This is a genomic window from Pseudomonas sp. DR48 (assembly GCF_019823085.1).
Classification (GTDB): Bacteria; Pseudomonadota; Gammaproteobacteria; order Pseudomonadales; family Pseudomonadaceae; genus Aquipseudomonas.
Genome location: NZ_CP081946.1, coordinates 1,585,566 through 1,605,258 on the forward strand (window position 1 = coordinate 1,585,566; position 19,693 = coordinate 1,605,258).

Genomic DNA, 19,693 nt, shown 5'->3' on the forward strand with positions numbered 1-19,693 from the left:
GCTCCCACACGCTATTACAACAGCGGGATCGAGTAGCTGACGATCAGACGGTTTTCGTCCTGGTCGCGCTGGCCTGGAACATCGTTACGCCACATGGCGTTTTTCCACGTCAGGCCCAGGTTTTTCAGTGGACCAGCCTGGACGACGTACGCCAGGGTCAGGTCGCGTTCCCACTCGGAACGGCCGGAGCCGGCCACAGCGGTGCTGGTGCTGCTGATGGTGTCGATGTTGTCACCACGCAGGTAGACAATGCCGGCAGTCGCGCCTGGCAGGCCAACCTTGGCGAAGTCATACGAGTAGCGAGCTTGCCAGGTACGTTCACCGGCGCGGGCGAACTTGGCGATCTGCGAGTCGGTAATGATGTAAGCCGACGAGCCGTCGCCCTGGTTCAGCCAAGGAAAGTCGCTGCTACCGTTGCTGACCTGGTAACCGCCACCGAAGGTGTGACCGGCAACGGAGTACAGGAACAGGCCGCTGTACAGGTTGTTGTCGACCTTGCCCTTACCGGCACGGAAGCTTTGATAGTTACCGCTGCTGAAGTAAGCCGAGTCGTGACCGTTGGCACCGTCATCGGAGCTGTTGAAGTAACGCAAGTCAGACTTCAACACGCCCGGGCCGATGGCCCAGTTGTGAACCAGACCCAGGAAGTGCTGCTTGTAGAAGTCTTCCAGGTTGCCGTAGTAGTACTGGGCCGTCAGGTCTTTGGTGAGTTTATAGTCGCCACCGCCGTAGATGAACTTGTTGCTGTGACGGCCAGAAGAGGTAGGAGAGTTCGCACCGGCAATCGACAACTCTTCGTTGTTGCTGGAGTTACGACCCTTGACGTGCTCGATCTGACCGCCGACCAGTGTCAGGTCCTTGATCTCGTTCGAGGTGATCTGGCCACCCTGAAAGGTTTGCGGCAGCAGACGACCATCGTTGGTCACGATTACCGGCAGTTTTGGCTGCAGGGTGCCCAGCTTCAGTTCGGTCTGGGAGATCTTGGCTTTGGCAGTCAGGCCCAGGCTGGAGAAGTTATCAACCGCTTCACCGTTGGACTTGCTTGGGAAAACCGTGCCGCCGTAAGAGGTGGCAGTGGCGCCGTTGGTGCCGCCGCCCGAATCCAGACGTACGCCCAGCAGGCCGATGGCATCGATACCGAAGCCGACGGTGCCTTGGGTGTAACCGGAGATGAAGCGCAGGTCGAAACCCTGGCCCCATTCTTCGTTCTTGCTCTGGACACCGGCAGCCTTGTTGGCCGCAGTGCCGGCAGCGCTGTCACGGTTATCGGTGTTGATGTAGAAGTTGCGCAGCCCCAAAGTAGCCTTGCTGTCTTCGATGAAACCGGCGGCGCTCGCCTGCTGCGCCAAAACCCCTACGGCCACAGCCAGGGCCAAGGTGGACTTGTTCATTGTTTCGCTCCTATCGTTTCTAATTTTTAGGTCCTGGGTCGAATGCCCCGGATCCTGAAGTGCGCGTTTAGCGCCAGATCGCACGTCCACCGGACTGCGTGTATCTAGTGTCGTGGTCTGTCCCACGTGATTCGGGCCGGCATGTTAAACCTAAAAATATCTATTTAATTATTTTTCATGCCATTCAGGAATATAGATAGGCGCCGTGACACAGGCTATCGGCCCGACTGCCGCCCACTTTAGGCGTTTACGCTAAAAGCCAAAAAGAATATAAAATTACTAAGTGATATCTATTTGGAATATGCCAGGACAAAAAAAAGCCTCGCCCGAAGGCGAGGCTCTTTTTTTGGATGGTACTTACAGGAAGCTGTAGGTGTAGTTGAAGATCAAGCGAGTCTGGTCTTGATCCAGGGTGCTGGTGTTGCCACGGTAGGTACCGTGACGCAGCGTTGTACCAAACCCTTTCAGCAAGCCTGTTTGAATCACGTAGTCGATACGCGCGTCGGTCTCGTGCTCACTCAGGTCTTTACCGATACCGTTGGTAGCCTTGATGTCCTGGCCATTCAGGTAAGCGATCGAAGCTTTCAGACCTGGCACGCCCAGTGAGGCGAAGTCATAGGAGTACTGACCGAACGTGGTGTTTTCACCGGCACGGATAAAGCTGCCAACCGTGGCATCGGTAAACGAGTAGAAGCTGGCGCCGCCGGCACCTTCTTGACGACCCTTGTCATCAACAAGACTGCCCTGGTTCAGGAAAACGAAGCCGCCGTCATCGTTGACACGTTGGTGCCCGAGCAGGAACGCGTTACCGCCCAGGGTGTACGTGAACATGGCGCTCCAGGTCTTGTTATCAACCTCGCCTGGGGTCTTGGCAAAACCGTTGTTGTTGTTGAAGCGGTAGCCGACGTCGCCGTTCTTACCGTCAGAGCGGCTATCGAAATAGCGAATGTCGGTCTTGAAGGATTGGTTGGGAGCGATCGGGTAAACGTGCACCAGGCCGAGGAAGTTCTGCTTGTAGTAGTCTTCCAGGTTCGCGTAGTAGTACTGCAGCAACAGGTCTTTGGTCACTTTCCAGTCAGCGCCCGCGTAACGGAACTGGTTGCTGTCCTGCGTACCGCCTGCTACCGCCAAGCCAGTTCTGTTGGAGGAGGCGCGACCCGAGGCGTGCTCCAGTTGACCGACGTTGAAGGTCACATTGTCGATTTCCTTCGAGGTGATGGTGCCACCGTCAAAGGTCTGAGGCAGCACACGGCTGTCGTTCGCGATCAGGATCGGCAAGTTAGGTGCCAGAGCGCCACCCAGGTGGGCTTCGGTCTTCGAGAAGCGCGCCTTGACGTTGCCATCCAAACGGCTCCACTCATCCGCCGAAGCATTGCCGTCGCTAGGGAAGAAGGAGTTGGCGTTACCCACCGGGTGATGCCCCTTGCCACCATCCAGATGGATACCAACCAGCGCCTGGGCGTCGATACCAAAACCAACGGTACCTTGGGTAAAACCGGACAGGTAATCGAACTTGAGCCCTTCAGCGGTTTCGCGCTGTCTGTTAGCAGCTGTGCCCGCGCCTTCACGCATATCAGCGTCGTAATACATGGTGCGAGAGCTAACGGAAGCCTTGCTGTCTTCCAGGAAACCCGCGGCGCCTGCCTGCTGCGCCATAACCCCTACTGCCACGGCCAGGGCCAAGGTGGACTTGTTCATTGTTCAGCTCCTCTCGTTTCTAATTCTTGTGTTCCTGGCCCTGAGTCGAATGCCCGGGATCCTAAGATGCGCGATTAGCGCCAGACCGTGACTCACAAGTCAATCGTAACTATGTGTGTCTACGACCATCGTCTAACCCCCATTAAATTCGCTCCTGCCGGGACGTCAGCCCAAAAAGAAATCACCCAATTCTTTTTAATACCCTTTAGGAATTTAGCTCCGCGCTTTCCCCTTGAACCAGGGCGCGGCACCGGCTCATAAGCTAATTCCTAAATGGTATTTATTAGCCTTTTTTTAGATCGATTAGCTTTGATGAAACCCCGTAATCAAACCCAATCGAAAGGCAGCGCCATGACGACCAAACGCGCACTATCCAGCTTAATTGTTACAGTTTATGTATTGCTAGTGGTTTCTTCGAGCGCTCACGCGGAGAACCTCACCGTGGGCTATCAAACCGGCATCGACCCCAGCAAAGTCGCCCAGGCTGACGGCACTTACGAGCAAACCATAGGCCAGAAAATCGACTGGCGCCGGTTTAATAGCGGCCCGGAAGTGGTCACGGCGATTGCTTCGGGTGACGTACAGATCGGCAACCTCGGTTCAAGTCCGCTGGCGGCAGCCGCTTCGCGCAATTTACCGATCGTGGCGTTTATCGTTTCCGCCCAGATCAACGCGGCGGAAGCACTGGTGGTGCGCAACGGCAGCGGCATCGAGAAACCGCAGGATCTGATCGGCAAGACCATCGCTACGCCATTCGTTTCAACCTCCCACTACAGCTTGCTCGGCGCGTTGAAGCATTGGGGGCTGGATGCCTCGAAAGTCAAAGTGGTGAACCTGCAACCGGCGGAAATAGCGGCGGCGTGGAAGCGAGGCGACATTGATGGCGCGTTTGTCTGGTCGCCGGCGCTGGGGGAAATCCGCAAGACTGGCAAGACCTTGACCGACGCAGCACAAGTCGGCCAATGGGGTGCACCGACGTTCGAGGTATGGGTGGCACGCAAGGATTACGCGCAGAAGCATCCAGACGTAGTGGCCAAGTTCGCCAAGGTCACGCTGGACTCTTTCGCCGACTATGCCGCGCATAAAGACAGCTGGACGGCGGACTCGGTGCCCGTGCAGAAAATCGCCAAACTGACCGGTGCCAATGCCGCTGATGTGCCGGAGCTGCTGGCCGGTTCCGCGTTCCCGGATGCCAAGGCGCAACAGACCACCGCGTTGCTGGACGGTGGAACAGCCAAGGCCATTGGCGAGACGGCGAAATTTTTGAAGGAGCAAGGGAAGGTCGAGACGGTGCTGCCGGATTATTCGGCGTATGTCAGCGCGAAGTTCGTTGCTGAATAACACACGTAATGATCGTTCCCACGCCGAGGCGTCGACGTGGGAACGAGCAGGTCACAGGGACTTTTCGAAGATCTTCGAATTACGCTGATAGTTGTACAGCGAAGCCCGCGCCGATGGCAGGCGCTCGACGCTGCTCGGCTCGAAACCACGTTCGCGGAACCAGTGAGCGGTGCGGGTCGTCAACACGAACAAGGTTTTCAACCCCTGGGCCCGGGCACGGGTTTCGATGCGTTCCAGTAGCTCATCACCGCGACCGCCATGGCGATACTCCGGGTTCACCGCCAGGCAGGCCAACTCCCCGGCATCCGAATCGGCAATCTGATACAGCGCCGCACACGCGATGATCATGCCTTCGCGCTCGACCACGCTGAACTGTTCGATCTCACGCTCCAGGACCTCGCGAGAGCGGCGCACCAGAATGCCTTGCTCTTCGAGCGGACTGATCAAGTCCAGCAAACCGCCGACGTCTTCAATCGCCGCTTCGCGAACAACCTCGAATTGCTCCTGGGCGACCAGCGTACCGCCACCGTCGCGGGTGAACAGTTCGGTCAGCAGCGCACCGTCTTCGGCGTAGCTGACGATATGGCTGCGCGCCACGCCGCCCCGGCAAGCCTCTGCCGCAGCATCCAGCAGTTCAGCCTGATAGTTGCTACCCAGGCGCTGCAAATGCGCCGGCACTTGTTGCGGGCGCAATTCGCGAACCAGACGACCGTTTTCATCGATCAGCCCCAGGTCCGCACCGAACAGCAGCAATTTATCCGCCCCCAGATCGATGGCCGCGCGGGTGGCGACGTCTTCACACGCCAGGTTGAAGATCTCACCGGTTGGCGAGTAGCCCAACGGCGAGAGCAGCACGATGGAGCGCTCGTCCAGCAGACGATTGATGCCCTTGCGGTCGACACGACGCACTTCGCCGGTGTGATGATAATCGACGCCTTCGAGCACACCGATCGGCCGTGCGGTCACCAGGTTGCCGCTGGCCACCCGCAGACGCGAGCCCTGCATTGGCGACGAGGCCATGTCCATCGACAGCCGCGCTTCGATGGCGATCCGCAGTTGGCCTACCGCATCGATCACGCACTCAAGCGTTGCGGCATCGGTGATGCGCATGCCGTGGTGGTAATGCGGGATCAGGCCGCGTGCGGCAAGACGGGTTTCGATTTGCGGACGTGAGCCGTGGACCAGCACCAGCCGCACACCCAGGCTGTGCAGCAGCACCAGGTCGTGGACGATGTTGCCGAAGTTGGGATGCTCGACGCCGTCGCCGGGCAGCATGACAACGAAGGTGCAATCCCGGTGGGCATTGATGTAAGGCGAAGCGTGGCGAAGCCAATTAACGTATTCGGGCATGAACCTGGGCCTGTAATAAATAGCAGCCAAAAAATGGGTGAAACTGACATGCACAGCGGGCTGATGGTTATCGTCGGAACAGGCTTGGCGACACGCGCGCTCTCCTCATGAATACGGGTTGGGACACTGGCAATTTACAAGGATTGCCAGCCATGACACAGGGGTTTCATTCAACTGACTGGCATCGGCGTTTTGGCCGGTATCAGACAGTAATGTTCAATCAATGAACGTAATAGATGCACCGTAGGCTGCAAACGTGACATTTCGAGGTATTCCCCCGGTTGGTGCGCACAAGCGATATCACCCGGGCCCAGCACCAGCGTTTCACAGCCAAGGCGCTGAAGATAAGGCGCTTCGGTGCCGAACGCCACTGCTTCGGCCCGATGGCCGGTGAGCTTTTCCGCGACCCGGACCAATTCGGCGTCTTCGGCCTGCTCGAACGGCGGCACTTCGGGGAACAGCGGCGCGTAGTCGATCTTCACCTGATGGCGTTCGGCAACCGGCTTGAGCCGCTGCAAAATCTCCGCCCGTAACGCTTTGGGGTCCATGCCTGGCAACGGCCGCAGGTCGAACTCCAGCGAGCACTGGCCGCAAATACGGTTGGGATTGTCGCCGCCATGGATGCAGCCGAGATTCAGGGTCGGCGTCGGCACCCCGAACTGCGGATTGCGGAACTCGCGCTGCCACAACAGACGCAGGCCACGCAGTTCGCCGATGGCATCGTGCATGGCTTCGAGGGCGCTGTGACCCAGGCGTGGGTCCGAGGAATGGCCGCTCTGCCCGAGGATGTCGATACGCTCCATCATGATGCCTTTGTGCATGCGGATCGGCTTGAGCCCGGTCGGCTCGCCAATCACCGCTGCGCGCCCCAATGGACGCCCGGCTTCGGCCAACGCGCGGGCGCCGGACATGGAGCTTTCCTCATCGCAAGTGGCGAGGATCAGCAGCGGCTGCTTGAACGGCTGGTCGAGCAGCGGAATGACGGCTTCGATCGCCAGGGCAAAAAAACCCTTCATGTCGCAACTGCCCAATCCAACCCAGCGGCCATCGACTTCGGTGAGTTTGAGCGGATCGGTCTGCCACAGGGCGCCATCAAAGGGCACGGTGTCACTGTGGCCCGCCAGCACCAGGCCGCCGGGGCCGGAACCGAAAGTGGCGAGCAAGTTGAATTTGCCGGGGCTGACCTGCTGGATGTCGCAGGCAAAACCCAGGTCGCCAAGCCACGTGGCCAGCAAATCGATGACAGGACGGTTGGTCTGATCGAGGCTGGGCTGTGTACAACTGACGGACGGTGCGGCGATCAGCGCAGCGAACTGATCTTTCATGGACGGCAAAGGCATCGCTGACTCCCACTCCCGAATTGAAGTCCATCATAGAGCCATCTGGCGACAGGAATAAACCGCCGCGGCGCGGAGGATGATCGAGTCCTGTACACTGCACGACCTTGGCAGCCACACATTCCCCCCGGCTGCGCTCCCGATCCTGGATTTTCCGGCCATGCAGAAAGAAACCGAAATCAAACTCCGCGTCAGCCGCGAAACCCTCGCTGCACTGCGCGAGCACCCGCTCCTGAAAAAACGCAACAAAAATGGCTGGGAACGCCGTGAGTTGATGAACCAATACTTCGACACGCCTGAGCGCGACCTGGCCCGCGCCAAGGTTGCCCTGCGCCTGCGCAAGGATGGGGATGAAGTGATTCAAACGCTCAAGACCCGTGGCCAGAGCGTCGCCGGTCTGTCCGAGCGTAACGAATACGACTGGAACCTGCCCAAAGCCAAGCTCGACGTGAAGAAACTCGACGGCGAATGCTGGCCGGTCGAGCTGGCCGAACTGGACAAGAAAACCCTGAAGCCGATTTTCACCACCGACTTCGTGCGCGAACGCGCCGAAATCGCCTGGGGCCGTGGCAAGACCAAAGTGGTCATCGAAGCCGCGCTGGATCTGGGCCACGTGGTGGTAGGCAAGCAGAAAGAAGAAATCTGCGAGCTGGAACTGGAACTGCGCGAAGGCGAACCGGCCGCGTTGCTGGAACTGGCCGCGGAACTGGCTGCAACCCTGGCCCTGATGCCGTGTGACATCAGCAAGGCCGAGCGCGGTTATCGCTTGTACGACGCCAACAGCTACTCGCTTAGCCTGCCCGCGCCGCAGATCACCGCCGAAACTCCGCTGGACGACGCCTTCGCGGCGTTGGCCTGGCACTTGCTGAGCAGCAGCCAGCGCCTGGCCGAACAGTATCGATTCAATGGCCATTGGCGCCTGTTGCTGGACTGGGTCGAAAACCTGGCGGAATTGCGTGCACTGTTGAGCAGCCTGGGCCAGGCCGCACCGCGTCAGTCGACTCACGATCTGCGTGTCGCGCTGGATGCCTTGCTCGAAGACTGGCGTCCACTGGTGCAAGCCGGTATCGACGACGAAGACGTGCGCAAAGCCGCGCCGGAGCAGTTCCTTGAGGAACTCGAAGACCCGCGCTGGGGTTTGTTCTCGCTGAACACCTCGCGCTGGTTGCTGGCCCGCACCTGGACTGCCGACCGTAACGTGCGTGGCAACCGCCAGGGCGCTGCGCAACTGGGCAGCTGGTTGCCGCGCCTGCTGGGTGAAGAAGCCACGTCCCTGCAATTGCAGCGTTATCAGCAGCAGCCAGAAGACCTGGCTGAGCAATTGCCGCGCATCGAGCGCATCCAGGCTTGGCTGCATCACGCCCGTAACGTGCTGGACATCCCGGAAATGGATCGCCTGTACGGTGAGCTGAAACTGTTGGCGCAACTGGCCAACGAGCCAATCACCGATGAATCGCTGGATGCGCGCAAGCAGCAGGCAATTGCGGTGTATCAGAATCGTGCGTGGAAGATGCTGCTGCGCATGTGATACCGCCTTCGCGAGCAAGCCCGCTCCCACATTTGATCTCGGTCGTACACAAATTTTGTGTCCACTGAAGATCTCATGTGGGAGCGGGCTTGCTCGCGAAGAGGCCGGCCCATCCACCGCAAAGCTTCAGACCGGCAAACTCGTCGTCGACTTGATCTCCGACAACGCCACAATCGAGTTCACCTCCTGTATCCCCGGCACCATCGACAGCTTCTCGAAGAAAAAGCGCTCATACGCCTCGATGTCCGCCGTCACGATCCGCAGCAAGAAATCCACCGACCCCATCAGCACGTAACACTCCAGCACTTCGGGAAAACCGCGAATCGCTTCGGTGAACTCCGTGAAGTTCGAACGCCCGTGCGCGTTGAGTTTGATCTCGGCAAAGATCTGCGTGTTAAGCCCGATCTTCTTGCGATCAAGCAGCGTCACCTGACCGCGAATGATGCCCTCCTCTTTCATGCGCTGAATCCGCCGCCAGCACGGCGACTGCGAGAGCCCCACCTGTTCGGCGATCTGCGCGCTGGAGAGCGAAGCGTCCTCCTGCAGTAACGCCAGAATTTTGCGGTCGTAGCCATCCAGCTCGCTGTGCATAATAAAACCTTCAATCAACGCATTATTGAATTAAACGATTCGATAAATCGCCAATACGACCAATCATAGATAAGAAATGCCCGGCAACGAATGTAAAAATTCCTCCAGAGAATTTGGAGATCGACCATGCCCCCTTTGGAAGCCGTCAACACCCTGCCCACTCGCGCCGATGTCTGGAACGTCAGCAACGCCCACTGCCGCGTCCACTATCAATTGCTGGCCGAGGCCGAGCCGGACCTGCTGTGCAGAGCCCTCAACTTTTTTGCGTTGCAGTGCCTGACGCCGCAACAGGTCAATGTGCAGCGCACGGACGGTCGGCTGGCGATCGATATCGTCATGGACGGCCTGAGCTGGCATCGGGCCGAAGTGATTGCGGAAAAACTACGTAACTTGATCAGTGTGTTTTCGGTAGACCTGCAAACCGCTGATGCGGCCTGGAATGAACCGGTTCAAGCGGCTGGCTGACAAACCTCGACACGGCTTCGTCGAGTAGTGGCCCAACGGTAGGTGGCTGCGCGACTATCCTTTGCGCACCGTTGTTCATGAGGTGCCCGCATGTCCGTTCAACTCACCATTCAGGACCGCTGGCTGGATCTCAATGATTTGCTGCGCGAACTGGTCGCCCAAGGCTTCATCAGCCAGGACTCGGCCGAGCAAGCGCTCAATGCCCGCCGTCGCCACGCCACCAGTGGCCAGATGCATCCACTGGAATTCATCGCCAGCCAGCACCTGGACGACCTCAGCCGTCCCGGTAAACACCTGGACCTGGAAAGCCTGACCCTGTGGCTGTCACAACAGGCCGGTCAGCCTTACCTGCGCATCGACCCGCTGAAGATCAACGTCGCGGCCATCACACCACTGATGTCCTATGCCTTCGCCCAGCGTCACAAGATTCTGGCGGTGTCCGTCGACCGCGACGCAGTGACCGTGGCCAGCGCCCAACCGTACGTCAACGGCTGGGAAGCCGACCTGACCCACGTGTTGAAGCTGCCGATCAAACGCGTGGTGGCCAACCCGGTGGACATCCAGCGCTTCAGCGTCGAGTTTTTCCGTCTGGCCAAATCGGTCAGCGGCGCGACCACCACCGATCAAAAAACGAGCAACCTGGGCAACTTCGAACAACTGCTCAATCTCGGTGCCAGCGACCAGGAACCGGACGCCAACGACGCGCACATCGTCAACATCGTCGACTGGTTGTTCCAATACGCATTCCAGCAACGCGCCAGCGATATCCACATCGAACCCCGGCGCGAGCAAGGCACCGTGCGTTTTCGCATCGACGGCGTGCTGCACAACGTCTACCAATTCCCGCCGCAGGTAACGATGGCGATCGTCAGTCGCCTGAAAAGCCTCGGCCGGATGAACGTCGCGGAAAAGCGCAAACCCCAGGACGGACGGGTGAAAACCAAGACGCCGGATGGCGGCGAAGTCGAGTTGCGGCTGTCGACATTGCCGACCGCGTTTGGCGAAAAAATGGTCATGCGGATCTTTGACCCGGAAGTGCTGCTCAAGAATTTCGACCAATTGGGGTTTTCCGCCGAAGACCTGCGCCGCTGGCAGGACATGACCCGCCAGCCCAACGGCATCATTCTGGTCACCGGGCCGACCGGTTCAGGCAAAACCACGACGCTGTACACCACGCTCAAGAAACTGGCGACACCGGAGGTCAACCTCTGCACCATCGAAGACCCGATCGAGATGGTCGAGCCTGCCTTCAATCAGATGCAGGTCCAGCACAACATCGACCTGACCTTCGCCGCCGGTGTGCGCGCGCTGATGCGACAGGACCCGGACATCATCATGATCGGCGAGATCCGCGACCTCGAAACCGCTGAAATGGCGATCCAGGCCGCGCTCACCGGTCACTTGGTGCTCTCGACGCTGCACACCAACGATGCACCGAGCGCCATCAGTCGCCTGCTCGAACTCGGCGTGCCGCATTACCTGATCAAGGCCACGGTGCTCGGCGTCATGGCCCAGCGACTGGTGCGAACCTTGTGCCCCGATTGCAAGGCCCCGCTGACCTTGGGCGAAGAAGACTGGCAAACCCTGACCAAACCCTGGCAAGCGCCACTGCCCACCAATGCCCAGCGCGCCATCGGTTGCCTGGAATGCCGCGACACCGGCTATCGCGGTCGCGCCGGGGTCTACGAAATCATGCAACTGACTGACGGCGTCAAAGCGCTGATCAATCCCGATACCGATTTGCTCGCGGTGCGGCGACAGGCGTTCAAGGAAGGCATGCGCAGTTTGCGTTTGTCGGGGGCACAGAAAGTGGCGGCAGGATTGACCACGGTCGAGGAGGTTCTACGGGTGACACCACAGAGCGAGCAGAAGTAGGCTGGGCGTCACGGAACTCGATTGAGGGAATGGCAATCAAATCCCGTAGTTAACCCAGTGGAGTACCCCTATGCGTCTCAAACTTGCTGTCGCTACCCTCGCCTTGTTGTCCCTTCCAGTCGGTTCGGCGATGGCCGATAGCTTTTGGCGTAACGTCATTTCGTCCGGCGCAACCACCGGTTCGACCTACCTGACTTTCAAGGATCACAAGCTGATCGTCGCAGCCCAGGACGATGCCGGCAGCTTTGTTGCCAGTGATGGCGGCATTCGCGGTCCTTATCTGGAAGCCGCGATGCAGAAAGTCCGCGCCGACAACCCAGGCCTGCAGGCCACGGACATGGAACTGGCGAACGCGATCCTGGCGAAGAACGCCGTTGCTTCCGAGTAAGCGTTCCAGCTGAACAAAAATGCCGCTCATATGAGCGGCATTTTTTATGCCTGAGCGCGATCAAATGTGGGAGCGGGCTTGCTCGCGAAGGGGCCATAACATTCAACATTGATGTCGACTGTCAGTCCGCTTTAGCGAGCAAGCCCGCTCCCACATGGGATTTATATCTCCCGTGAGGTTAGCGGTAATCGTCTACCGGCACGCAGGCACAGAACAAATTGCGATCGCCATAAACGTTATCCACCCGATTCACCGCCGGCCAATATTTGTGCGCCTTGGTGTGTGCATCCGGCGTCACCGCTTGCTCAATGCTGTAAGGCCGCTCCCACACCCCGGTGATATCGGCCAAGGTATGCGGCGCACGCTTGAGCGGGTTGTCTTCGGCTGACCAGTTGCCATTCTGCACTTCGGTGATCTCGGCGCGGATACTCAGCATCGCGCCGATAAACCGGTCCAGCTCGGCCTTCGATTCACTCTCGGTCGGCTCGACCATCAACGTCCCCGGTACCGGGAACGACATGGTCGGCGCATGGAAGCCGTAATCCATCAAACGCTTGGCGACGTCCTCTTCGCTGATACCGGTCAGCGCCTTCATCGGCCGCAAATCCAGAATGCATTCGTGAGCCACTCGTTCGTTGCGCCCGGTGTAGAGCACTGGAAACGCGCCGGACAAATGCTGCGCCAGGTAATTTGCGGAAAGGATCGCCACCTCGCTCGCATCCGCCAGTTGCGGCCCCATCATCGCAATGTACATCCAGCTGATCGGCAGAATGCTCGCACTGCCCCAAGGCGCCGCACTGACCGCGCCGTTCTGCGCCAGCGGTCCATCGATGGGCACCACCGGGTGATTGGCGACAAACGGCGCCAAGTGCGCGCGCACCCCGATCGGTCCCATGCCTGGCCCGCCGCCGCCGTGGGGAATGCAGAAGGTTTTATGCAGGTTCATGTGCGACACGTCGGCGCCAATGTCCGCCGGACGCGCCAAGCCGACCTGGGCATTGAGGTTGGCGCCATCCATGTACACCTGGCCGCCGTGACTGTGGATAACTTCACATATCTCGCTGATGCCTTCCTCGTACACGCCATGGGTCGAAGGATAGGTGGCCATCAGGCAGCCGAGTTTGTCGCCCGCCTCCGCGGCTTTGCCTTTGAGGTCATCCAGATCGACGTTGCCCGCCTCATCGCACTCGACGATCACCACGCGCATCCCGGCCATTTGTGCCGAAGCCGGGTTGGTGCCGTGAGCCGACGACGGGATCAGGCAGATATCCCGTGCCCCCTGTTGACGACTCTCGTGGTATTTGCGAATTGCCAGCAACCCCGCGTACTCGCCTTGAGCGCCGGAGTTGGGCTGCATGCAGATCGCATCGAAACCGGTAATCGCGCACAACCAACGCTCCAGTTCTTCGATCATCAGCGCATAACCCACCGCTTGCTCCCTCGGTGCAAACGGGTGCAGGTTGGCAAATTTCGGCCAGGTGATGGGAATCATCTCGCTGGTGGCATTGAGTTTCATGGTGCAAGAACCGAGTGGAATCATCGACTGGTTCAACGCCAGGTCTTTGTTCTCCAGTTGCTTGAGATAGCGCAGCATCTCGGTTTCGCTGTGATGGGTGCTGAACACCGGATGGCGCAGATAAGGCGAGGTGCGCAGCAGCTCGACGGGAATGCCGCAAACCACGGTTTCGGCGTCCAGTTCGTCGACGTTGAGTCCATGATCGGAGCCAAGGAAAACATCGAACAACTTGGCGACCGTGGTTTCGTCGCAGGTTTCGTCGAGGCTCAGCGCTAATTGCCCGCGCCCCAGAATCCGCAGGTTGATCTGCGCGGCCTGGGCGCTTTCGATGATAGCGGTCTGCGTACCTCCAACCTCCAGGGTCAAGGTGTCGAAGAAGTGTTTGTTGAGCCGGGTGATGCCGTGGCGTTCGAGACCGGTCGCGAGGATGCAGGTCAGCCGGTGCACCCGCTGGGCAATCCGCTTCAAGCCTTCGGGGCCGTGATAAACCGCGTAGAAGCTGGCGATATTGGCCAGCAGCACTTGCGCGGTACAGATGTTCGAATTGGCCTTCTCCCGACGAATATGCTGCTCGCGGGTTTGCAGGGCCATACGCAACGCGGTGTTGCCGCGCGCGTCCTTCGAGACGCCGATGATGCGCCCGGGAATGGCTCGTTTGTATTCATCGCGACTGGCGAAAAAAGCCGCGTGAGGACCGCCGTACCCCATGGGCACGCCGAAACGCTGGGATGAACCGAACACCACATCGGCCCCCAGTTCTCCCGGAGGCGTCAGCAACAGCAGGCTCAGCAAGTCTGTGGCGACGCACGCCAGGGCTTGCTGGGCATGCAGGTGATCGATCAATGGACGCAGGTCGCGAATCTCGCCGTGGGTGTCGGGATATTGCAGCAACGCGCCGAATACCTGATGCGCTTTCAGGTTATCCAGTGCATCGATGATCAACTCGAAACCGAAGCCTTCGGCGCGGGTCTGCACCACGGAAATAGTCTGCGGGTGGCAATTCTCGTCAACGAAGAACACATTGCTCTTGGACTTGGCGACACGTTTGGCCAAGGCCATGGCTTCAGCGGCGGCCGTGGCCTCATCGAGCAACGAAGCATTGGCCAGTTCGAGGCCCGTGAGGTCGATGGTCAATTGCTGGAAATTGAGCAGCGCTTCAAGCCGGCCTTGCGCGATTTCCGGTTGGTAAGGCGTATAGGCAGTGTACCAACCAGGATTTTCCAGCACGTTGCGCGCAATGACATTCGGCGTGAGCGTGCCGTGGTAGCCCATGCCGATCAGGCTGGTCCAGACCTGGTTCTGTTCGGCGTAGCCGCGCAGCTTGGCCAGCGCGGCTTCTTCGTCGAGGGCGGGCGGCAAGTCGAGCATCCGGTTCAGGCGGATTCCCGGCGGAACTGTTTGCTCGATCAGCTCCACTCGACTGCCCAGACCGAGACTGTCGAGCATCGCCTGCTGTTCGGCGGCATCGGGCCCCAGGTGGCGGCGAAGAAAGGCATTGGGATCGCGTAACTGGCTCAAGGATGGCAACTGGGACATGACGGGCTCTCTCTTGACTGGCGCTCAACGTCGATGCAACACGGTCAAAGCAGCATAGCAGTCGATAATCATGCGGAGGGGCGTAGCGCGGTTGGCCAATTCGCATCATCATGTTCGGCGTATGCCTTACGTCCGCTGATCGGTGTCCATACTTATGAGCCAACTGCCTTTTCTGCCCTTTTCCAAACCCACCATTGACGAGGCCACAATCGCCGCTGTCGGCGATGTCTTGCGTTCAGGCTGGATTACCAGCGGTCCCAAGGTTCAGGCCTTTGAAGCGCAACTCTCGGAATATTTCGGAGGGCGCACAGTGCGCACCTTCAACTCCGGCACCTGCACCATGGAAATCGCCTTGCGCATCGCCGGGATCGGACCGGGCGATGAAGTGATCACCACGCCGATCTCCTGGGTAGCCACCGCCAACGTGATTCTGGAGGTCGGCGCCACGCCAGTGTTTGCCGACATCGACCCGGTCACTCGCAACATCGACCTGGATCAGCTTGAAGCCGCCATTACCCCGCGCACCAAAGCCATTATCCCGGTGTACCTCGCCGGGCTGCCGGTGGACATGACGCGCCTTTACGCACTGGCGAAAAAGCACGGTTTACGGGTAGTGGAAGACGCGGCCCAGGCGCTGGGCTCGAGCTGGAACGGACAGCGCATCGGCGCAACCGGCGACTTCGTGTCCTTCAGTTTTCAGGCCAACAAAAACGTCACCTCCTCGGAGGGCGGTTGCCTGGTGCTGAACACGGCCGAAGAAACCCGACTGGCGGAAAAGTACCGATTACAGGGTGTAACCCGCACCGGTTTCGATGGGCTGGACGTGGATGTGTTGGGCGGCAAATTCAACATGACCGATGTCGCGGCGGCTATTGGCCTGGGGCAATTTGCTCACATCGAGGCGATTACGGCTCATCGCCGTGAGCTGGCCAAGCACTATTTCGCCTGCTTTGGCGAGGACTTCGAAGCCCAATACGGCGCTCAACTGCCCCCGGCGGATTTCGAGAACAGCAATTGGCATTTATTCCAGCTGGTGCTGCCGGAACGCAAGGATGGCCTCGCGGCACGGGCCACGTTCATGGAGCAGATGCAGGCATTGGGTGTCGGTATTGGCTATCACTACCCGCCGATTCATCTGCTGAGCCTTTACCGCGAGCGCGGATTCAAGGAAGGCATGTTCCCGGTAGCAGAACGGGTCGGACGCCTGATTGTTTCGCTGCCGATGTTTACGGCCATGAGCAAAGCGGATGTCGAGCGATCGGTGGCAGCGGTGAAGACGGTTTTGCGAGCGGCCTGAAAAAAGCCCAAAAAAAAGCCTCGAGTGATCGAGGCTTTTGCTTGTCCGGGGCTTACTCGCCGATGGCGGCTTTATAGCCTGCGGCATCGAGCAGCTTGTCCAGATCGGCGGCGTTGCTTGGCTTGAGTTTGAAGATCCAGGCGCCGTACGGGTCGGAGTTGAGCAATTCAGGCGACCCGCTCAGTTCTTCGTTGACCGCGATCACTTCACCGGCAATCGGTGAGTAGATGTCAGAGGCGGCTTTAACCGACTCCACCACGCCGGCCTGATCTTCGGCAGCAAACACTTTGCCGACTTCGGTCAGTTCAACGAATACCACATCGCCCAAGGCTTCCTGAGCGTGATCGCTAATGCCCACGGTGACGGTGCCGTCGGCTTCCAGACGGGCCCATTCGTGACTTTCGGCAAAACGCAGGTCGGCAGGGATATCGCTCATGTTCTGTATCCTCAAGAAAATTGTCAGCGGTCGTTGCCCGCCAAAAAAGGTTAGATCAAGGTTTTGCCGTGGCGTACGAAGGTCGGTTTGACCACTCGGACCGGGTACCATTTGCCACGGATTTCCACTTCTGCGCGGTCGGCAGTTGCCATCGGCACGCGCGCCAGTGCAATCGACTTGCTAAGCGTAGGAGAGAAACTACCACTGGTGATCTCTCCTTCGCCAACATTGGCGATGCGGACCACTTGATGAGCGCGCAAAACACCACGCTCCTCAAGGACCAGACCGACCAGTTTGTGCTGAACGCCACCCGCCCGCTCGGCTTCCAGGGCAGTGCGACCGATGAACTGGCGCGTGGCCGGTTCCCAGGCAATGCTCCACGCCATGTTCGAGGCCAGTGGTGAAACGTCTTGATGAATGTCCTGGCCGTACAGGTTCATGCCGGCTTCCACGCGCAAGGTGTCGCGCGCGCCCAAGCCGATTGGCGAGATCCCGGCGCCCACCAGATCGTTGAAGAAACCCGGTGCCTGATTGGCCGGCAGAACGATTTCGAGCCCGTCTTCGCCGGTGTAACCGGTGCGCGCAATGAACCAGTCACCGTCGGCCAGCCCTTCGAAGGGCTTGAGCATCTGGATCAGGTTGCTGCGGGACTGAGTCACCAGTTCGGAGATTTTATGCCGGGCATGGGGCCCCTGAATGGCCAGCATTGCCAATTCGGAGCGCTCGTTGAGCTGCACATCGAAACCGTCGAGATGAGCCTGCATCCAGGCGAGGTCCTGATTGCGGGTGGAGGCGTTGACCACCAACCGATAACCGTCCTCGAGTCGATAGACGATCATGTCGTCGACGATTCCGCCACGCTCATTGAGCATGGTGCTGTACAGGGCACGGCCGGGGCTGTGCAGGCGCGCGACATCATTGGCCAGCAAATGCTGGAGCCAGGCTTTGGCCTGGGCACCGCTGACGTCGATCACGGTCATGTGGGATACATCGAATACCCCGCAATCGCGGCGCACCTGATGGTGTTCCTCGACCTGCGAGCCGTAATGCAAAGGCATATCCCAACCGCCAAAATCGACCATCTTCGCGCCGAGGGCGAGATGAAGGTCATACAGAGGCGTACGCTGTCCCATGGGTTTCTCCTTCCGGGCGTGGCGAAGGTGCGGGCAGGTGCTTGACCATTGAAAGCCTTGAAATACAAGGCTTCCAGCCGATCTCAGCTACCGGGTCCGAAGGACGGACCGCACCGAATGCCGCGCATTGTAGCCTCAAGGTGTAGGACTGGCACCTAGGCGTTTCGATGCGCCGAACGTCGAATCAATCCGATGACCGGTAGAAGCCCGACCAAAACCAGCGTCAAGGCCGGGAGCGAGGCCCTCGCCCACTCCCCTTCGCTGGTCATTTCAAATATCCGTACGGCCAGCGTGTCCCAGCCAAACGGGCGCATCAGCAGGGTTGCGGGCATTTCCTTGAGCACATCGACGAATACCAGAAGCGCCGCACTCAACGTGCCGGGCAGCAATAACGGCAGATACACTTTGAAAAACAGTCGTGGCCCACTGACCCCAAGACTACGTGCTGCTTCGGGCAAAGATGGCCGTATTCGCGCCAGACTGTTTTCCAGCGGCCCATAAGCCACGGCAATGAAACGCACCAGATAGGCCAGCAATAATGCCGACAGACTGCCCAGCAACAGCGGCTTGCCTGCTCCGCCGAGCCAACCTGATAGAGGAATCACCAGCTCCCGGTCCAGATAACTGAACGCCAGCATGATCGACACCGCCAGCACCGAACCCGGCAGCGCATAGCCGAGATTGGCCAGGCTGACCCCGATACGGATCGACCGGGTCGGCGCCAGGCGTCGGGCAAACGCCAGCACCAAGGCAACGCTGACGGTGATCAACGCCGCCATGCCACCCAGGTACAGGGTGTGAACGATCAGTGCGGCGTAGCGCTCATCCAGATCGAAGCGCCCACGCTGCCAGAACCACACCATCAGTTGCAGCATCGGAATGACAAAGGCACAGGCGAACACCAGACCGCACCAGCTCATGGCAACCACAGCTTTAAAACCGCGCAGGTGATACAGCGCCTTGACCCGTGGCCGTTCGTTACTCGCCCGATTCGCCCCGCGCGCCCTGCGCTCGCCATACAGCACCAGCATCACCACCAAGAGCAACAGGCTGGCCAGTTGTGCGGCGCTGGAGAGGCTGAAGAACCCGTACCAGGTTTTGTAGATCGCGGTCGTGAACGTGTCGAAGTTGAACACCGATACGGCACCGAAATCCGCCAGGGTTTCCATCAACGCCAGTGCTACACCGGCACCGATGGCTGGGCGCGCCATCGGCAAGGCGACTCGCCAGAAGGCCTGCCACGGGGACTGTCCCAAGACCCGCGCCGCTTCCATCAAGCCTTTGCCCTGGGCCAGGAATGCGCTGCGCGCCAACAGGTAAACGTAGGGATAGAACACCAGCACCAAAACGATGATCACTCCGCCGGTGGAGCGCACTCGCGGTAGCCGCAGGCCGCTGCCGAGCCATTCGCGCATCAGGGTTTGCACGGGGCCGGCGAAATCCAGCAGGCCGACAAAGACAAACGCCAGCACGTAGGCAGGAATGGCAAAGGGCAGCATCAGCGCCCAATCCAGCCAGCGCCGGCCGGGGAATTCGCAGAGACTTGTGAGCCAGGCGAGACTGACGCCCAACAGCGTCACGCCGACACCGACGCCAAGCACCAGGGTCAGCGTGTTTCCCAGCAAGCGCGGCATCTGGGTGTCCCAGAGGTGGGACCAGATTTGATGATCGATGGTTTGCCAGGACAAAAGCAGAACGCTTAGTGGCAGCAGGACCAGCGCGGCGATGGCGAAGACCAGGGGATACCAGCGGCGTTGGGCGGGGTGGGCCACGGGGGTTCTCTAGAATTGTTAAATGATTGTGCCCACGCT

15 protein-coding genes are annotated in these 19,693 nt (G+C 59.4%); 6 read left to right on the plus strand and 9 right to left on the minus strand.

Annotated elements, in window-relative coordinates:
- Window positions 1–14: 14 nt before the first annotated feature.
- Window positions 15–1,391: an OprD family porin gene (locus tag K5K95_RS07315; protein ID WP_222588917.1), complete on the minus strand. Its 1,377-nt coding sequence runs from the start codon at window positions 1,389–1,391 to the stop codon at window positions 15–17.
- Between the two features lie 357 nt (window positions 1,392–1,748).
- The gene (locus tag K5K95_RS07320; protein ID WP_222588918.1) at window positions 1,749–3,089 is read right to left on the minus strand and encodes an OprD family outer membrane porin; all 1,341 of its coding nucleotides are present in this window, start codon (window positions 3,087–3,089) and stop codon (window positions 1,749–1,751) included.
- 351 nt (window positions 3,090–3,440) lie between these two features.
- Here K5K95_RS07320 and tauA point away from each other — a divergent pair, with 351 nt between their 5' ends.
- Window positions 3,441–4,430: a taurine ABC transporter substrate-binding protein gene (gene tauA / locus K5K95_RS07325; RefSeq protein WP_222588919.1), complete on the plus strand. Its 990-nt coding sequence runs from the start codon at window positions 3,441–3,443 to the stop codon at window positions 4,428–4,430.
- Window positions 4,431–4,481: 51 nt separating this feature from the next.
- On the opposite strand, the gene argA is transcribed toward tauA, so the two are convergent.
- Window positions 4,482–5,780 carry an amino-acid N-acetyltransferase gene (argA, locus tag K5K95_RS07330; protein WP_222588920.1) on the minus strand — a complete coding sequence of 433 codons (1,299 nt, stop codon included), beginning with the start codon at window positions 5,778–5,780 and terminating at the stop codon, window positions 4,482–4,484.
- A 170-nt stretch (window positions 5,781–5,950) separates the two neighbouring features.
- Window positions 5,951–7,120 (minus strand): acetylornithine deacetylase, encoded by a 1,170-nt coding sequence (gene argE, locus K5K95_RS07335; RefSeq protein WP_222588921.1) that lies wholly within the window; start codon window positions 7,118–7,120, stop codon window positions 5,951–5,953.
- 157 nt (window positions 7,121–7,277) lie between these two features.
- Here argE and K5K95_RS07340 point away from each other — a divergent pair, with 157 nt between their 5' ends.
- Window positions 7,278–8,645 (plus strand): inorganic triphosphatase, encoded by a 1,368-nt coding sequence (locus K5K95_RS07340; protein ID WP_222588922.1) that lies wholly within the window; start codon window positions 7,278–7,280, stop codon window positions 8,643–8,645.
- Between the two features lie 126 nt (window positions 8,646–8,771).
- Here the strand turns inward: K5K95_RS07340 and K5K95_RS07345 are convergent, their stop codons facing one another.
- Window positions 8,772–9,236 carry an Lrp/AsnC family transcriptional regulator gene (locus tag K5K95_RS07345; protein WP_046045137.1) on the minus strand — a complete coding sequence of 155 codons (465 nt, stop codon included), beginning with the start codon at window positions 9,234–9,236 and terminating at the stop codon, window positions 8,772–8,774.
- A gap of 126 nt (window positions 9,237–9,362) precedes the next feature.
- On the opposite strand from K5K95_RS07345, the gene K5K95_RS07350 reads away from it, so the two are divergent.
- From K5K95_RS07350 to K5K95_RS07360, 3 genes are all read left to right on the plus strand, one after another.
- Complete coding sequence (locus K5K95_RS07350; protein ID WP_222588923.1) at window positions 9,363–9,701, plus strand: hypothetical protein; 339 nt, start codon at window positions 9,363–9,365, stop codon at window positions 9,699–9,701.
- Window positions 9,702–9,791: 90 nt separating this feature from the next.
- The gene (locus K5K95_RS07355) at window positions 9,792–11,576 is read left to right on the plus strand and encodes a GspE/PulE family protein (protein ID WP_222588924.1); all 1,785 of its coding nucleotides are present in this window, start codon (window positions 9,792–9,794) and stop codon (window positions 11,574–11,576) included.
- A gap of 70 nt (window positions 11,577–11,646) precedes the next feature.
- Window positions 11,647–11,964, plus strand: coding sequence for a DUF2388 domain-containing protein (locus K5K95_RS07360; protein WP_007951791.1), 318 nt, complete (start codon window positions 11,647–11,649; stop codon window positions 11,962–11,964).
- A gap of 178 nt (window positions 11,965–12,142) precedes the next feature.
- Here K5K95_RS07360 and gcvP read toward each other — a convergent pair whose 3' ends face one another.
- Window positions 12,143–15,016 carry an aminomethyl-transferring glycine dehydrogenase gene (gene gcvP / locus K5K95_RS07365; RefSeq protein ID WP_222588925.1) on the minus strand — a complete coding sequence of 958 codons (2,874 nt, stop codon included), beginning with the start codon at window positions 15,014–15,016 and terminating at the stop codon, window positions 12,143–12,145.
- A gap of 154 nt (window positions 15,017–15,170) precedes the next feature.
- Here gcvP and K5K95_RS07370 point away from each other — a divergent pair, with 154 nt between their 5' ends.
- Complete coding sequence (locus K5K95_RS07370) at window positions 15,171–16,313, plus strand: DegT/DnrJ/EryC1/StrS family aminotransferase (RefSeq protein ID WP_208670962.1); 1,143 nt, start codon at window positions 15,171–15,173, stop codon at window positions 16,311–16,313.
- A 52-nt stretch (window positions 16,314–16,365) separates the two neighbouring features.
- Here the strand turns inward: K5K95_RS07370 and gcvH are convergent, their stop codons facing one another.
- From gcvH to K5K95_RS07385, 3 genes are all read right to left on the minus strand, one after another.
- Window positions 16,366–16,749, minus strand: a complete 384-nt coding sequence (gene gcvH / locus K5K95_RS07375; RefSeq protein ID WP_222588926.1) for a glycine cleavage system protein GcvH — start codon at window positions 16,747–16,749, stop codon at window positions 16,366–16,368.
- 50 nt (window positions 16,750–16,799) lie between these two features.
- Window positions 16,800–17,882 carry a glycine cleavage system aminomethyltransferase GcvT gene (gene gcvT, locus K5K95_RS07380; protein WP_090178305.1) on the minus strand — a complete coding sequence of 361 codons (1,083 nt, stop codon included), beginning with the start codon at window positions 17,880–17,882 and terminating at the stop codon, window positions 16,800–16,802.
- Window positions 17,883–18,037: 155 nt separating this feature from the next.
- Entirely contained in the window at window positions 18,038–19,654 is a 1,617-nt protein-coding gene (locus K5K95_RS07385) for an ABC transporter permease (protein WP_222588927.1), read from the minus strand.
- Window positions 19,655–19,693: the final 39 nt, after the last annotated feature.

Bases quoted from the DNA above. Each gene is read 5' to 3' on its own strand.
- K5K95_RS07320 (WP_222588918.1), bottom strand. From the start codon at position 3,089: ATGAACAAGTCCACCTTGGCCCTGGCCGTGGCAGTAGGGGTTATGGCG.
- K5K95_RS07370 (WP_208670962.1), top strand. From the start codon at position 15,171: ATGAGCCAACTGCCTTTTCTGCCCTTTTCCAAACCCACCATTGACGAG.
- gcvP (WP_222588925.1), bottom strand. From the start codon at position 15,016: ATGTCCCAGTTGCCATCCTTGAGCCAGTTACGCGATCCCAATGCCTTT.
- K5K95_RS07355 (WP_222588924.1), top strand. From the start codon at position 9,792: ATGTCCGTTCAACTCACCATTCAGGACCGCTGGCTGGATCTCAATGAT.
- K5K95_RS07360 (WP_007951791.1), top strand. From the start codon at position 11,647: ATGCGTCTCAAACTTGCTGTCGCTACCCTCGCCTTGTTGTCCCTTCCA.
- K5K95_RS07340 (WP_222588922.1), top strand. From the start codon at position 7,278: ATGCAGAAAGAAACCGAAATCAAACTCCGCGTCAGCCGCGAAACCCTC.
- argE (WP_222588921.1), bottom strand. From the start codon at position 7,120: ATGCCTTTGCCGTCCATGAAAGATCAGTTCGCTGCGCTGATCGCCGCA.
- gcvH (WP_222588926.1), bottom strand. From the start codon at position 16,749: ATGAGCGATATCCCTGCCGACCTGCGTTTTGCCGAAAGTCACGAATGG.
- argA (WP_222588920.1), bottom strand. From the start codon at position 5,780: ATGCCCGAATACGTTAATTGGCTTCGCCACGCTTCGCCTTACATCAAT.
- tauA (WP_222588919.1), top strand. From the start codon at position 3,441: ATGACGACCAAACGCGCACTATCCAGCTTAATTGTTACAGTTTATGTA.
- K5K95_RS07315 (WP_222588917.1), bottom strand. From the start codon at position 1,391: ATGAACAAGTCCACCTTGGCCCTGGCTGTGGCCGTAGGGGTTTTGGCG.
- K5K95_RS07345 (WP_046045137.1), bottom strand. From the start codon at position 9,236: ATGCACAGCGAGCTGGATGGCTACGACCGCAAAATTCTGGCGTTACTG.
- K5K95_RS07350 (WP_222588923.1), top strand. From the start codon at position 9,363: ATGCCCCCTTTGGAAGCCGTCAACACCCTGCCCACTCGCGCCGATGTC.
- gcvT (WP_090178305.1), bottom strand. From the start codon at position 17,882: ATGGGACAGCGTACGCCTCTGTATGACCTTCATCTCGCCCTCGGCGCG.